Annotated in this window: 13 protein-coding genes; 2 read left to right on the top strand and 11 right to left on the bottom strand. The window is 36.1% G+C overall.

Annotation, left to right across the window (positions count from 1 at the left end):
* Positions 1 to 129 precede the first annotated feature (129 nt).
* The 3 genes from ilvD to RTL21_RS07430 all read right to left on the bottom strand — a co-directional run bounded on the left by ilvD (position 130) and on the right by RTL21_RS07430 (position 3,620).
* Positions 130 to 1,806 carry a dihydroxy-acid dehydratase gene (gene ilvD / locus RTL21_RS07420; RefSeq protein ID WP_312094841.1) on the bottom strand — a complete coding sequence of 559 codons (1,677 nt, stop codon included), beginning with the start codon at positions 1,804 to 1,806 and terminating at the stop codon, positions 130 to 132.
* Between the two features lie 396 nt (positions 1,807 to 2,202).
* Complete coding sequence (locus RTL21_RS07425) at positions 2,203 to 2,439, bottom strand: hypothetical protein (protein WP_312094843.1); 237 nt, start codon at positions 2,437 to 2,439, stop codon at positions 2,203 to 2,205.
* A 248-nt stretch (positions 2,440 to 2,687) separates the two neighbouring features.
* Positions 2,688 to 3,620 carry an aldo/keto reductase gene (locus RTL21_RS07430; protein ID WP_396954425.1) on the bottom strand — a complete coding sequence of 311 codons (933 nt, stop codon included), beginning with the start codon at positions 3,618 to 3,620 and terminating at the stop codon, positions 2,688 to 2,690.
* Positions 3,621 to 3,780: 160 nt separating this feature from the next.
* Here RTL21_RS07430 and RTL21_RS07435 point away from each other — a divergent pair, with 160 nt between their 5' ends.
* Entirely contained in the window at positions 3,781 to 4,392 is a 612-nt protein-coding gene (locus RTL21_RS07435; RefSeq protein WP_312094845.1) for a VanZ family protein, read from the top strand.
* Positions 4,393 to 4,558: 166 nt separating this feature from the next.
* Here the strand turns inward: RTL21_RS07435 and murB are convergent, their stop codons facing one another.
* The 4 genes from murB to RTL21_RS07455 all read right to left on the bottom strand — a co-directional run bounded on the left by murB (position 4,559) and on the right by RTL21_RS07455 (position 10,042).
* Positions 4,559 to 5,470 (bottom strand): UDP-N-acetylmuramate dehydrogenase, encoded by a 912-nt coding sequence (gene murB, locus RTL21_RS07440; RefSeq protein ID WP_312094847.1) that lies wholly within the window; start codon positions 5,468 to 5,470, stop codon positions 4,559 to 4,561.
* 244 nt (positions 5,471 to 5,714) lie between these two features.
* The gene (locus RTL21_RS07445; protein WP_312094849.1) at positions 5,715 to 6,533 is read right to left on the bottom strand and encodes an ABC transporter ATP-binding protein; all 819 of its coding nucleotides are present in this window, start codon (positions 6,531 to 6,533) and stop codon (positions 5,715 to 5,717) included.
* A 310-nt stretch (positions 6,534 to 6,843) separates the two neighbouring features.
* Positions 6,844 to 8,424 (bottom strand): histidine kinase N-terminal 7TM domain-containing diguanylate cyclase, encoded by a 1,581-nt coding sequence (locus tag RTL21_RS07450; RefSeq protein ID WP_312094851.1) that lies wholly within the window; start codon positions 8,422 to 8,424, stop codon positions 6,844 to 6,846.
* Positions 8,425 to 8,653: 229 nt separating this feature from the next.
* Positions 8,654 to 10,042, bottom strand: a complete 1,389-nt coding sequence (locus tag RTL21_RS07455; protein ID WP_312094853.1) for a protoporphyrinogen oxidase — start codon at positions 10,040 to 10,042, stop codon at positions 8,654 to 8,656.
* A 299-nt stretch (positions 10,043 to 10,341) separates the two neighbouring features.
* Between RTL21_RS07455 and RTL21_RS07460 the strand changes: the two genes are divergently transcribed.
* Positions 10,342 to 10,764, top strand: coding sequence for an Rrf2 family transcriptional regulator (locus RTL21_RS07460; RefSeq protein ID WP_312094944.1), 423 nt, complete (start codon positions 10,342 to 10,344; stop codon positions 10,762 to 10,764).
* A gap of 39 nt (positions 10,765 to 10,803) precedes the next feature.
* Here RTL21_RS07460 and tuaH read toward each other — a convergent pair whose 3' ends face one another.
* Genes tuaH through tuaE form a run of 4 tightly spaced genes read right to left on the bottom strand, consistent with a single transcriptional unit; the run spans position 10,804 to position 14,891 of the window.
* Positions 10,804 to 11,970 carry a teichuronic acid biosynthesis protein TuaH gene (tuaH, locus tag RTL21_RS07465; protein ID WP_312094854.1) on the bottom strand — a complete coding sequence of 389 codons (1,167 nt, stop codon included), beginning with the start codon at positions 11,968 to 11,970 and terminating at the stop codon, positions 10,804 to 10,806.
* Between the two features lie 21 nt (positions 11,971 to 11,991).
* A complete protein-coding gene (gene tuaG, locus RTL21_RS07470; protein WP_312094856.1) occupies positions 11,992 to 12,741 on the bottom strand; it encodes a teichuronic acid biosynthesis protein TuaG in 750 nt (249 codons plus the stop codon).
* A 15-nt stretch (positions 12,742 to 12,756) separates the two neighbouring features.
* Complete coding sequence (locus RTL21_RS07475) at positions 12,757 to 13,422, bottom strand: hypothetical protein (RefSeq protein WP_312094858.1); 666 nt, start codon at positions 13,420 to 13,422, stop codon at positions 12,757 to 12,759.
* A gap of 29 nt (positions 13,423 to 13,451) precedes the next feature.
* Entirely contained in the window at positions 13,452 to 14,891 is a 1,440-nt protein-coding gene (gene tuaE / locus RTL21_RS07480) for a teichuronic acid biosynthesis protein TuaE (RefSeq protein ID WP_312094860.1), read from the bottom strand.
* Between the last annotated feature and the right edge of the window lie 20 nt (positions 14,892 to 14,911).

Consider the following 14,911-nt stretch of genomic DNA (forward strand, 5'->3'; position numbering starts at 1 on the left):
TAATCTTCCATAAATATAAGAGCAGGTTGGATACACTTTTTACTGTGTATCCAACCTGCTTTTGCATTAAATTAACATGATGAAAGTCAACAACCCACGACTGAAGTCACGAGGGCTCTCGGCAAAAGCCTAAAACTTCAATACGGCTCCTGTATTCGCAGATGTTACAAGCTTGGAATAACGTGCTAAATAGCCGCTTTGTACTTTCGGTTCAAAGCCTTTCCATTCCGCTTTTCTTTGTTCCCATTCTTCCTCAGGAACAATGACATCCATTGTGCGATTTTCAATGTCAATCACAATATGATCACCATCTTTTACGAATGCCAACGGTCCTCCTTCAGCCGCCTCTGGAGAAGCATGCCCGATTGAAATACCGCGAGATGCACCTGAAAAACGTCCATCTGTTACAAGCGCAACTTTTGGACCAAGGCCCATTCCAACAATTTGTGAAGTAGGTGCTAGCATTTCTGGCATCCCTGGTCCCCCTTTTGGTCCCTCATAGCGAATGATAACAACATGTCCTTCCTTCACTTTTCCTTTTACTAATCCCTCTAATACATCATCCTGTGAGTCAAACACAATAGCTGGTCCTTCATGACGCTGAATTCCATTTTGAACCCCACCTGTTTTAATGATCGCACCTTGAGGAGCAAGATTGCCAAACAATACTGCTAATCCTCCCGTTTGTGTATGCGGGTCGTCGATTGGACGAATAACTTGATAATTCTTCACTTTGCATCCAGCAATATTCTCTCCAAGTGTTTTTCCAGAAACAGTTAATGTATCTAAATGAAGAGCTCCTTCCTTTTTAGAAAGCTCATAAAGAGCCGCTGAAACGCCACCTGCTTCGTGAAGGTCTTCAATATGTACATCAGATGAAGGAGCAAGCTTAGACAAATGAGGCACTCTTGATGCTACTTCATTTATTCTTTCAAGCGGATATTCTACACCTGCTTCATGTGCTAATGCCAATGTATGAAGAACGGTATTAGTTGATCCACCTAATGCCATATCCAATGCAAATGCATTGTCAATCGCTTTTTCCGTCACAATATCTCTCGGTTTAATATCTTCTTTTATTAATTCCATTAACTGTTTAGCTGATTTCTTTACAAACTCTTTTCGTTCTGGAGCCACAGCAAGAATTGTCCCATTTCCAGGTAACGCAAGGCCTAATGCTTCCGCAAGACAGTTCATTGAATTTGCCGTAAACATTCCTGAGCAAGAACCACATGTCGGACAGCCAAATTGTTCTAATTCTCTTAATCCACTTTCATCAATTTTGCCTGACTGGAAAGCTCCTACTCCTTCAAATACAGATGATAAGGATATCTTTCTGCCATCACTAGTAACCCCAGCCTTCATTGGACCACCACTTACAAAGATAGTAGGAATATTTAAGCGCAAGGAAGCCATCATCATTCCTGGTGTAATTTTGTCACAGTTCGGAATACAAACCATTCCATCAAACCAGTGTGCAGCTACTACTGTTTCAATCGAATCTGCAATGATTTCGCGGCTTGGCAAAGAATAGCGCATACCAATATGCCCCATCGCAATTCCATCATCCACCCCAATTGTATTCATTTCAAACGGAACACCGCCAGCTTCTCTTATTGCTTCTTTCACGATTTTTCCAAATTCCTGTAAGTGTACATGGCCTGGAACAATATCAATATATGAATTGACTACAGCAATAAATGGTTTATCAAAATCCTCCTCTTTCACACCAGCAGCACGTAGCAAGCTTCGATGTGGTGCACGGTCAAATCCCTTTTTAATCATATTACTTCTCAATTGTGTCACTTCTACCCCTCCAATTATCCGACTAAATCGAAAAATCTGTATATTTAAACTTTTACTTATTGTAACACTATGAAAGCAAAATTGGTATAATTTCTTCTTTTGAATATTTAAAGAAAGTAACTTCCCCTACTAGACATACCAAAAGACAAAATCATTGTTAAATTAGGATTTTTCTGACGAATAATGTCAGAAAACCTTACATAACTTTCTCCGAATCCTTTGCTACCCATCAGTTCTCCTTGGATTCAAGGCTAGGCTAATACTATACAAAAATAACATTCTCTTTCGTACATTCATTATAAACTTTTTCTCTAAAAGCTCTATCACGTAGCGCATTATCAATTCCACTTGCTTTTTGTATGTTTATCACATCCTATTACTTCGTCATCTCCCCATTCAATTGCCTTTTGATTTTCCGAAAATACTAGTAAACAACCAAATGATAGGTAGGACAATGATTGTACTTACAATGGTAATTAAATAGATAAAGATATTACCTGGAAGATTGATGAAGAACAATACCCCTTTTCCAAATGTGCTTTTAGGTTCTATTCCAAGCAGATTTACAATGACCCATTCTATTCCCATCCCAAGAAATAGCCATACTACTACAATCGCTATAAACGTATACACATCATCTCTCCCTTTGTTCGTTTGGTGATTTGCGGAATCGACTCCTCAAATCACCAAATGTCCCCACTTTATCAAAGGGGCTGGGACATAAGTATTCCAGCCCAAGTTAAAGCCAAACAATTACACAAAATTGCATGATTGTTTGGCTTTTTAATTAGCTTGTAAAAAAGCTGTTTCAGTTGTTAGTATCCGCAGCCTGAATACACTTCGCTTTCCATAAAGGATCAAATATGCACACACATGCCTTCTTATGCAAATATGTTACCAATTTTCCGCACTTCTTCTTCTGTTAATGTCACTTCTAATGTTCGCAGATTATTCTTAAGCTGACTTGTTGATTTTGCTCCTGGAATAATAACATCTACTGCCGGCTGTTCTAATAACCATGCTAAAGCAAGATGCGTTGCATCAAAGCCTTTTTCTTCTGCCATTTGCTTTAATTGATCCACCTTTTCTACATTTCGAATAAATGCTTCTCCTTGGAAAAGCGGATTATTTTTTCTGCCATCACTAATGGTTGAATCCTTTGAGTACTTTCCTGTCAATAATCCAGAAGCTAATGGAAAATATGGAACAAAGCTAATATTGTGCTCGACACAATACGGTAAGTAAATTTCCTCTGCCTGTCTTTTAAACAAGGAATATTCTGCTTGAAATACTTCTAAATAGCCATCCTGATTGAATGCTTTTATTTGCTCAGCATCTAAATTTGAAGCTCCCACTGCGAGAATCTTGCCCTCATCCTTTAGCTCTTTTAGCGTACCTGCCACTTCAGCCATTGGAGTAACATCATCTGGGAAATGAACATAGAACAAATCAATATAATCTGTTTGCAGTCGTTTTAAACTATCTTCTACAGCATTACGTAAAAAATCTCTACTATTATCAAGCTGTATTTTGCCATCCACTAATTTATGAGCAGCCTTGCTTGCAAGGACAACATCCTGGCGATTGCCTCTTTCCTTTAGCACCTCTCCAATTAACTCCTCTGATCTTCCTAGGCCGTATATATAAGCTGTATCAAGAAAATCAATCCCCGCATCTAATGCATTTCTTACCACACTTTTTCCAGTTTCATCATTTAAATTCGGAAATAAATTATGACCACCGACAGAATTTGCTCCATATCCTAGTTTGGTAACCCGCATAGCCGTTTGACCTATTTGAACTTTACTACTCAAAAAGATTCATCCCCTTCATTAATGTATAGACAAACATTTTCTTCCACTCTTAGTATGTCTTATTTCCATGAAAAGAGTAAAGTGATTCGCTTTGTATTCTACTTTCGAACAAGCCTACATATACTCTTAGGAGAACAAAAAGAAAGGACTTCGAATATCTGTGCATGTATTAAAAAACGGAATTTTTTTTATCATTGTCCTCTTTTTATTTATCACACTATGGTCGATGAGCAGCGTTCAATTACTATTAAATTTTCCCTTTATCCTCACACTTGTCGTTCCATTATGGATCTATTTTCGGATTCAACAACATAATCAAAGACAAAACATACCATTTACAAGAGAATTTATCCTCAATCTATTTTTCTTTTATATACTGACAGTTATCTATGTGACCTTAGAGCCTTTTCACTTTACTCCACCTAATCTAAATGAAGGAAAAATGAATCTTGTTCCTTATGTTCAAATTTTATACCAGTACAAATATAAGCCGCCTTTTTTTTGGATGCTATATACCTTAGGAAACATCCTATTGTTTATCCCATTTGGTCTTCTACTGCCTTTTTTGTATAAAAAGCGATTTAGAACACTTGTTACATTAGGACTTGCGGTTCTCTGCTCCTTTTCTATTGAACTTATTCAGTTTTTCTTCACTGTAGATAGAGCTGCAGATATAGATGATTTTATTCTGAATACCTTTGGAGCAATGGTTGGATATTTTCTCTTTTTAATGATGAGGTTATTTGTGCGGAGACTGTACAGTATCAAGTAATACCTGTCCTTTACGTATCATTTTAGATCTATATCAAATAGGAGCATCTAAAAAAGATTCCCTCTTTTTAGATGCTCCTATCCCAACATATATATTAGATATCGTGTAGCTTACTCATTGTTCTCTGGACAAGCAAGCTCAATTTGTACATTAATGGGCAGCTTTTCTATTCTTCCCCAATGATTCTTACTTCAGTTTCAAGGTCGACGTTAAAATTTTCTTTTACAGTCTTTTGTACATGCTTTATTAAGGATAGATAGTCATTTGCTGTTGCATCTTCTACGTTCACAATAAAACCAGCATGTTTTGTAGATACTTGCGCACCACCAATTTTTGATCCTTGGAGTCCGCTGTCTTGAATGAGCTTTCCAGCAAAGTGGTTAGGTGGTCTTTTAAAGACACTTCCACATGAAGGATATTCTAATGGCTGTTTTGATTCTCTTAAGAAAGTAAGTTCATCCATTTTTGCTTTAATATCTGCGTAATTTCCTTTTTTAAGTGAAAAAGTTCCTTCTAATGCGACCCAGCCATTTTTCTCTATGCTACTTGTACGGTAGCCAAGTTCTAATTCCTCTTTTGTTACCGTTCGAATTTCACCAGTTTTAGTTAATACTTTCGCTGTTTCCAATACGTCAGAAACTTCTCCGCCATAGGCACCAGCATTCATATATAACGCACCGCCTACAGAACCAGGAATGCCACAGGCAAACTCCAATCCTGTTAATGAATGCTCTAAGGCATATCTAGAAGTTTCGATAATTGCAGCACCACTTTGAACAATTACTCTGTTGCCTTCAAGGGAAATTGCCTGAAGCTTTGTTAAATTAAATACGACTCCACGAATTCCACCATCTCTAATTAAAACATTCGAACCATTTCCTAAAATAGTGATTGGTACATTTTCGCTTAGCGCCAATTTATACGCAGACTGCAATTGCTCGTACGTAAGTGGAAAAAGCAAGAAATCAGCCTTTCCACCAATTTTAGTATACGTATATTTATTTAATGCCTCATCAACCTTCACACTTTCGTTAGGCAAAATTTCAAGAAACTTTTTAATCAATATGTTTTTATCCATTAATCTCAACCTTCTATACATATTTCTGACTACACTATTCTAATAGTATACCAAAATTATAAATTGGTACGACGATAATAAGCAAATTTATGTGAACCCATACTCAATCCATTATATGAAAAATCCTATCCCTTCATGCTAAGAAAAAGAGGAGACTAGTTTAATTTTGCTTTACGACAGAACCTTAAAATAGACTTTTATGAAAGAAGTCCAATACAAAAAAACTAAGCAATCTTTTCATCGATTACTTAGCTGATAACACTAATTCTTTTTCCTTTTGGTGCAATAAATCATAAGAGAGACAAGCTGGTTTATTCGTTCGAGGATCTTTTACTACAACAGCATCTATTTGGAAGACATCTTTCAGAACCTGTTCTGTCATTACTTCGTCCGCTGTTCCTTCTTTCATTAATTGTCCGTTCCTCATCGCAACCATATGATCCGAAAATCTCGCTGCATGGTTAAGATCATGAATAACCATCACAATTGTTCGATTTTCTTCTTCGTTTAATTTCTTTAACAATTTCAGCACTTCCAGTTGATGAGCCATATCCAAATAAGTGGTTGGTTCATCTAGAAGAAGCAGATTTGTTTCCTGCGCAATGGCCATCGCAATCCAAGCTCTTTGCCGCTGTCCACCCGACAACGTATCAACTTCCTGATTTTTCAGTTCTGTTAGCCCTGTTACGTCCAATGCCCAATTTATGACTTCCCTATCTTTATCCCCTAAACGGCCAAAGCCTCTTTGATGAGGGGAACGACCATAGGAAACTAAATCAAATATTGTTAATCCATTCGGTGCCTCTGGAGATTGAGGAAGAACTGCCATTCTTTGCGCAATTTTTTTCGTTGGAATTTTGTGTATCATTTCTCCATCTAGATAAACATATCCAGCCTTCGCCTTATGAATCCGCGCAAGCGTCTTTAATATCGTCGATTTACCGCAACCATTTGGTCCAATGATAGTAGTAATTTTCCCTTCTTGAACATGTAAATTTAAGTCATGGACGATAATTTTATCTTCATATCCAATTTTCAGTTGATCCGTAGACAATATGTCCATTTGTTCTCCCCTCCTTCATTTGTTCTATCTATAGTTGAATTTGCTATACCATTTTTTTGATTTAAACATCTGTTAATTTGTAGTTAGTCTTATTATCTCATTTACTCTTTTCTTTATTCCAAAATTAAAACAAGAAACTAAATGATAATGATTTTCATTATATATTATAGATTGAACAAAGCTTTCATTCAATACAATTTTAAACATTTCGCGATATTTATTGCATATCCTCATAATAATAGAAATCTATCCCATACAACATATAAAATTCCGACCAAATAGGAAAACGTTGAAAAAATTTACTATATAATCAGTATTTCCCCACCGCAATTTCAGAAGATAATGTAATATATTTTCCTTCGACTGCCAAGCTAACAGTATTTCTCCCGCCTCTTTTAGAGGCATATAAAGCTTCATCTGCCTCACTAATCAAAGGAGTAAGAGCGATACATTCCTCCTTTATTGAAACACCAAAGCTTGCAGTAATATTAATAACTGTTTCAAGATAATGCAAAGGCGACTCTTCTATTAATCTCCTTAAACTACTAGCAATGGCAATGGCCTCTTCCGCTTCTATTCCGAATAAAAAGAGAATAAATTCCTCCCCACCATATCTTCCAAAGATTCCATTCTCCTGGATCACACTTTTACAGAGTTTAGCTATGTGCTTCAATGCTTCATCTCCACCTAAATGTCCATAGGTGTCATTTATTTTTTTAAAATAATCGATATCAAACAGAATTACAGCTATCTTGGCATAAGAAGGAAGCATTTTTTCGGCAGTAGATAGAACATACGCCCGATTATATATTTGGGTTAAGCCATCTGTGTATGCAAGTTTAGTTAAATTCAATTGTTCCGCTTTTTGTTCCGTAATATTCGTGTAAATAATAGTCGTCCCGACAATCATTGACTCTCCTCTTTTAATCGGAGAAATCTTTACTTGATAATATTCCTTTCCCATTCCATGGCTCATTTCTATCTCCATGATTACTGATTCCGTATGGACATTTTTCATCAGTGGAAGAAGCTGGCTATCCAGCCCTAATACAGCTGCTATATGCTCCCCTAATTTTACATGGGAAAATAAAGTAAAGGCAGCCTTGTTAAAATCTTTTATATGATAGGTTTGATCTAATACAAGAACTGCATCTCCCATACTTTCGAAAATATAATCCTTTTCTATTGGGGGCACCAATAGAAACTTCGTTGATATAATGGCATATAAATAAAGCGAGCTAGAAAAAAGCATAGAAATCGGTACAGGATCTAAGCTACTCGGAGTTATTCCTATTAAATAAGAAAAAGAAGCGACGATAGGAACGAGTATTCCCGTTAGCAGAATAACCACTTGTTTCGTATGTCTTGATTTTCCTCTAACCCAATAGATGGATAGAAGCACAAAAGCGATCGCAAGTGTTCCAAATGTATATGCACCATGTATTAAATACCATTGTCCTACTGTAATTTGCATAATAGGCGTTGTATTGCGATATTCTAAATAGACAGATTGATAGAATAAATGGTGAAAATCATTTGTCGCAAGGAGTAAAAAGGATATCGCCGGGATTAAATAATAGAAAAAATACGTTTTGTTATTTAAATGTCTATCATAGCCAATATACTGTAAAACAAGAATTAACGTAGCAGGTGCTGAAAACGGCATGCCTAAATACTGAACGGCTGTCCAGAACTGCATTTCTTCTATCGTTGTACTAGCAAGACTTAATGCATATCCAAATGCATAAATAGCTATAAAACAAGAAAACCATAAAAAGGTTCTCATTCCTTCAAACGCATGTCTATTCATATAAGCAATAATTGCTAATATCACATGCAATGCACCGGACATCGTTATTAAAACAATATATATCATTACTGTTTGATCCATTTAGCTTACCCCTGTTGAATAGTCATCTTTTTCTTCATCATGTTAGTTCTCCATTTCATTATAGTCTTCACTTATTATAATTATTATAAATCTTGTGAAAAGCTGTTACTAGATAGGAAGTAAAATATCCTCTATTTTACTATAAATATACAGAATAATTTCTTTCAACCTTTATATGTTCAAAAAAAAGCAGAACCTTTCCATTGCAAAGCGGTTCTGCTTGTTCTGGCTATTCTATTGACTTTAACACTTTCTCGGCCGTTTCTTCCCCATTTGCCATACATGCTGCAATTCCTACACCATAGTAAGAACAGCCCGCTAGATACACATTAGGATATAAATCTTCTAAGCTTCGATTAAGCTTTTCTACCGCTTGCTTATGTTCTAAAGAGTAAACAGGCATCGCATTCGTCCACTTCGTCACTTCATACTGTTTAGGCTTTGAGGTGATTCCCAAACTCTTTTCAATATCCTTCCTTGCCTCATCTACCAGTTCCTCCTCAGAAAGAGCATTTAATCGCTCATAGGCTGGATTCGTTTTTTTATAAAATAGGCGAAGTAATAGTTGACTATTGTTTGATGTATGCTTCCACTTTCTGCTAGTCCACGTACATGCATTACAAACAATGTCACTATCTCCTGCTACAATAAACCCTGTTCCGTCTTTAGGCAGCTCTTTATCGGATATGTCATAGGATAAATACATGGTAATATTCGATGAATTCTTTAATTTACCGAACACCGGATTTAATTCTTCCTTATTTAAAATCCGTTGAGCTACATCATGTGGAGTTGATAATACAACTGTATCTACCATTCGCTCCTCCCCATTTGAAAGCTGGATTTTATATTGATTTACCTCTTTTTTTATGTCGGTAACAGCAACGCCCTTTAAAATCGTTGCATCTGTTAACACCTCTTCAAGCCGATCAATAATGGTCGACAATCCTTTTTTAAAGGAGATGAATTTTTTATTTGCAGCTGACTGAAATACTTCTTTATTCTTTCCAAGACCACGGATAATACTTCCATATTTTTCTTTATAATCTAATAGATAAGGCAATGTAGACCCCATGGTTAACGAATAAATATTTCCCGAATAAACGCCTGCCAGCACAGGTGCAATCTGTTTTTCCACGATTTCTTTTCCAAAATAATACTCTAAAAACGCCCCAATGGAAGATTCTTTTGTAAAACTTGTCTTCGTTCGAACAATATCCCGCAAAGCTTCTAGCTTCCCTCGAGTAGAAATAAGCTCACTTGTAAAAAGTGCTTCTAGCGTCATCGGAATACCAAATATAGAATCCTTTGGAATTTCTAATAGCTTTTTTTGCGTATGAATATAGGAAGTCCCCGTTGCATTAAAAACGAGCTCCTCTTCTAAATTTAGTTCCTTCACAAAAGGAAGTACATTTTTATTCCGAGCAACGATAGAATCTGCTCCAGTTTCCATAATAAAATCATCTTTTTTTACTGTATGAATTTTTCCACCAAGGTAGTCATTTGCTTCCACTAGCACTAGACGGAGTCCTAAATTTTTTTCCCTATTCTCTTTTTGTAAATAATAGATGGTAGATAACCCAGTAATTCCACCACCTACGACTAAAACTGTTTTCACAATCCTACACCTCATCTACTAGAACAATATCTAAAACTGTTTTCTCTACGATTAATAACTGTTTTTATTATAAAGCATACCTGCCTTTTTCTTTCTATTTATCAACGTTTTTTTGTGTCTATTTGTTCACAATTTAACAGGAATTTAACTGCTTATGGAAGTAAAATCCATTGTATAATAATATTAGCTTTAAAAATGTAAGCGCTTCTCAATAGAACAGCTATCCTTTTTATCAATGCAACAATTATAACGCATTTCTGATGAATGACAAAAAACTTGATTGGTGGTGTCTATCTATTATGGCTAACAGCCGACTATCTGTTGCTATTCATATCCTATCTTTGATTGCCTCGAAACGCTATGAACAAATAACCTCTGATTCTATTGCGGAAAGTGTTAATACAAACCCTGTTGTTATAAGAAGAATGTGTGGACTTTTGAAAAAAAGAGGAATTTTAACGAGCAGAGCAGGGATTTCAGGAGCTATCTTATTAAAACAGCCTGCTGACATTTCTCTTTTGGAAATTTATTTAGCCGTTCAATCGAAAAGCGAATGGTTCGCCATACATGATCATCCAAATCATCATTGTCCGATTGGCAGTAAAATCCACTCTACACTAGATAAAACTTTTTCTACTATCCAACGCTCAATGGAAAAAGAATTAGCACAAATTACGTTACAAGATATAATGGATGAAATGGAAATATACAGTAAAATATAAATTTCATGATAACAAAGAAACTAGCAGCCAGGTTACCCCTCACATGCTAGTTTCTTTATTGATATGGATAATTTCTTGAAAAATAGTCTCCCAATCTTTCGTCTTTGCAAGCTGCTTTCTTCTTGTCTTCCATTCCTGATTTCCAGCATTGTTCACCATCTTCTCACATGCTTGAATAAATCGATCTACCTTTCCCCCACCTTGCAAAAGTTCATAAACACCTTCTTCTGCATATTCCTTTGTCGAGGGTAAGTTCATCCCTATCACAGGTTTACCAGCAGCAAGAAATTCAAAAAGCTTTAGTGGGAAAATGGCTTTATTGTATGGAATATCCTTATAAGGCATGATTCCAACGTCAAGGGTATGCATATAATCTGAAACCTGATTCCTTGGTACACTTCCAGTCCAATGAATATTTGGTTCCTCCAATAATTGCATAAACTCTTGGCTGCAATTAGTCCCGTCTGGTCCCACCAACAAAATCCTCCATTCCTTCCTTTTCTGCGCTATTTGCTGGATGAAACTAAAATCAAGCTTTGGCTTAATCCCGCCAATATACCCAATCGTTATTCCTTCTTTCTCTATTGGAGGAACGCTTTTCTCCAGTTGTTGAAATAGCCGATATTCCACTCCGTTTTCAAATGTGTATATCTTATTTCGATATTCTGGTGTTCGATTTACTAATTCCTCTTTTAAAAAGCTTGAAGTACAAGTAATATAACTCGCTTTCTCTACAATGCTTTGTTCACTTTTCAAGATGATCTTTTGTTTTAAATAAGCTAAAAGTGAGAACTTTCCACTTAATTGTTCTGCCCATAAATCACTGCAATCATAAACAATTTGATCCCAAGAATAGATTTTATGTAATGACGGAAATGCTGGGTAAGTATACCATAATTTCACCAAACAGTTTCCTTTCTTTTCTGCTAAATAATTACTTAAGCCTCGGAGCTTCTTTTGGTAGAAAAAGGGGATAAATCGAGCAAACCGTTGCAATTTATGATTCCCTAGGTCACTGATGATCCATTGATAAATGCCATTCTCTAATTTTGTTACGTCCGGTGTCTGTTTTTTCCCCGGACAAAGCCAAATTACTTCCTCTGTTTCCTGCTGCTTTTGTAGAAATTCTGCAAATCGATGTCTACGGTATGTTAAATTGTCTAAATTCCATACACCAGTCGCCACAATAACATGGATTGTTCTCATTTTAAAAAGCTCCTCTACCTTCTACAGTCTTTTCCGAATAGCATTATAGGCATAATGAGAAAAATACCAGGACGACTGCAAGAAATTTAACTGCTCTATTTGACGATACACATGCCAATTGTTTTTTGCGGCCTTCCATTTGTTTTTGGAGATTGATTCATTTCCCACCCTGTATTCTGCTAATATTTCATTAAGGCCAAACGCACGGAATCCTCGCTTTAAAATCATTAGCCATGTTGCCAAATCTTGCCGAGTACGAATATTAGGCATACGAAAATCCCCAACTTGGTCACGATCAATCAGGACAGTAAGGCAACCAACAATTGTATTTTTTAGCATCGTTTGATAATCAACTTGCTTAGGAACACGAATATACTTTTTCAAACGCGTTCCTGTTTGATCCATACACTCATAGGCAGTAAAGGTGAAGGCATAATTATTTGTTCTCATATAAGCTAGTTGAGCTTCAAGCTTGTTTTTCTTCCATCTATCATCACTGTCTAAAAAAGCGATATATTTTCCACTCGCATGGTCAAGTGCCATATTCCGAGCAACAGCAGCCCCTCCATTAACAGTTCGGTAAAAAACACGAATTCGTCCATCTGCCTTTTCCCATTCCTTTAATAATTCGACAGTTCCATCAGTTGAATGATCATCAACAATTAATAGCTCCCAATCAGTGTATGTTTGCTCTCTGACAGACTCGATGCTAAAAGATATATATTCTTTACAATTGTAAGAAGGCATAATAATGGATACAGATGGAGCCATTCAACATTCACCTCTTTAATCAGATTCAGATTTTAAAAACAGTGGATACATTATCCATAAGCAACTGAGCATAATTCCGATCATTACTCCGATGAATGCCCGATCTCGTTGAGAAACTACTTGATGGTCTGCCTTTATTGCTGCGATATCCTTCACTAGCATTGCAGGCTGCATATTTAACTGTTTCGTTTTTAATTCGTATAAAAATCGTTGTTGGTCTACAACGAATTCCTCTTGAACATGGTTTGCCTGAAGCTGATTAATACTTTCTGAAATAATGTCATCTTTTTCTTGATAGTATTGCTGATCCATTTCTAAAAAAGATGTTACTAATTCAGATAAGGAATCTATTGCTTCTTGTTCCGTTGATGCAGTCAAAGCAAACCTCAGTTTTTTAGGTGTATCAGTAGAAATAAGGAGTTGCTCCTTATCTATCTCTACATCTGGTAAATACTTCGTAAAAGACGTTTCATTTCTTAGTAATGACGCGATTACTTCACTATTGTTCATATATTCGTTTTCATAATTTCCAAGTAAAATAGTTGCCTCTGCTTTCACAGACGATTTTTCTTTTCCTGCAGGTGTGAACCACCCAATTGCTCCTAGAAGGACGCTAAGTACCATTAAGGGCAAAATATATCTTTTCAATCTAGCTGTGATAAGTGATAAAACGAACTTCACAAACGAACTCTCCCTTTCTGTAATGAAAGTCAAGATTCTAGCTTTCTATTTTTATAAACAGACAATGTAGATAAAACAAACCCCAGAAATACCCAATGGAAATATAAATTCATGACGGAACTTGGGCTAATACTTGAAATAAGGAAAGCGACCATTCCGATCATACATGACTCTAACAGCATTTTATCTGTACCACTATTTATGCTTTGATATATTCGATAGAATTCTATAAATGCATAGACCAACATAAGCAAATAACCAAGCACAATAACTAAACCAAAGTTGCCGGCAATTTCAGCAAACCAATTATGCACTTGATAAACGTTCCCCGTTGGAAAGTAACTTTTATGCTCCAAATAATAGGGAATATTTCCCGCTCCGATACCAAATCCATAGGAATCCAGCAAATAGTAAAAGGTATTCCTTAAAAGATTGATTCTTGCTAAGTTCGATGGTAGCACTTCATTAAGCCCGTATTCTCCTGCTGAATCGATAAGCATTTGGAATTTGGCAATTCCTCTGTTTGCAAACAAAAGACAGCCTAATAGAAACATGCCAGAAAGGGTACACAAGATTATTTTCTTCCAGCGCTTTGGGATTAATAGAAACAGATATACTAATCCTCCTCCTCCTACCGCAAGCATCGCTGCACGTGATTCCGTTAAATAAAGAAGGATTAGAACCATTACACTTAAAACAAGCATGGATCCTTTAAGGATGGGTCGCTTAGCATTTTTCGCAACAGCTAAAAAGAAGAAAAAGGAGATTCCTAGATAAACAGCAAAATCATTCTGATTAAAAAAAACAGCTGTCGGGTAAGACAGTTTATAAATGGAAGCTCCATACAGCCCAGAACTTGGCAATTGAATAGAAAAGAAATAATTCACAAAGCCTATTCCCATTAATAAAACAGTCATTCCAAGCCATCCTGCCAAAAATAGCTTCAATTGCTGCCTTGTTTTAAATGTCATACTCGCTAAATAAACGAAAGCTATCCCCATAATCAATAAAAACATATACTTAATAGAAGCAATAATGGAGATGGACCAAAGAACAGAAATACTTCCATAAAGAATCCACCCGCCAAAAAACAACCAGATATATGACAATCCACTATGATTAAAGTCCTCCACTATCCTTTTCTTGTATAAAGCCGTGCTAATGTACAAAACAATTGCTAATAATAGTAATATTCTGTATAAAAAAAGAGAAAAGGCACCAACATTTACACTTATGACAGACTGGTTAAGAAAGGTGGAAAGCAGCAAGGCATACATAATATTTCGAAATAATTGGTCAAGTGTAATGATCGATTTCAAATAAACACCTAATTGAATGGCAACCCATATGCAAACGATAGGAAGTATCCAGGTTAATTTATACATAGTTGTCACATATAGAACCGTAAGACAACCGATGAATAAGACTGCAAATCCTATTGTTTTGCTTACTGTACGATTATTTCCCAACTTCTACAATCCTTCCTCCC

The organism is Niallia sp. (assembly GCF_031978665.1).
Taxonomy (GTDB): Bacteria; Bacillota; Bacilli; order Bacillales; family Cytobacillaceae; genus Niallia.

Excerpts from the sequence above, each read along its gene's own strand:
- murB (WP_312094847.1), bottom strand. The coding sequence starts at position 5,470 with ATGGATAAAAACATATTGATTAAAAAGTTTCTTGAAATTTTGCCTAAC.
- RTL21_RS07445 (WP_312094849.1), bottom strand. The coding sequence starts at position 6,533 with ATGGACATATTGTCTACGGATCAACTGAAAATTGGATATGAAGATAAA.
- RTL21_RS07450 (WP_312094851.1), bottom strand. The coding sequence starts at position 8,424 with ATGGATCAAACAGTAATGATATATATTGTTTTAATAACGATGTCCGGT.
- RTL21_RS07460 (WP_312094944.1), top strand. The coding sequence starts at position 10,342 with ATGGCTAACAGCCGACTATCTGTTGCTATTCATATCCTATCTTTGATT.
- tuaH (WP_312094854.1), bottom strand. The coding sequence starts at position 11,970 with ATGAGAACAATCCATGTTATTGTGGCGACTGGTGTATGGAATTTAGAC.
- tuaG (WP_312094856.1), bottom strand. The coding sequence starts at position 12,741 with ATGGCTCCATCTGTATCCATTATTATGCCTTCTTACAATTGTAAAGAA.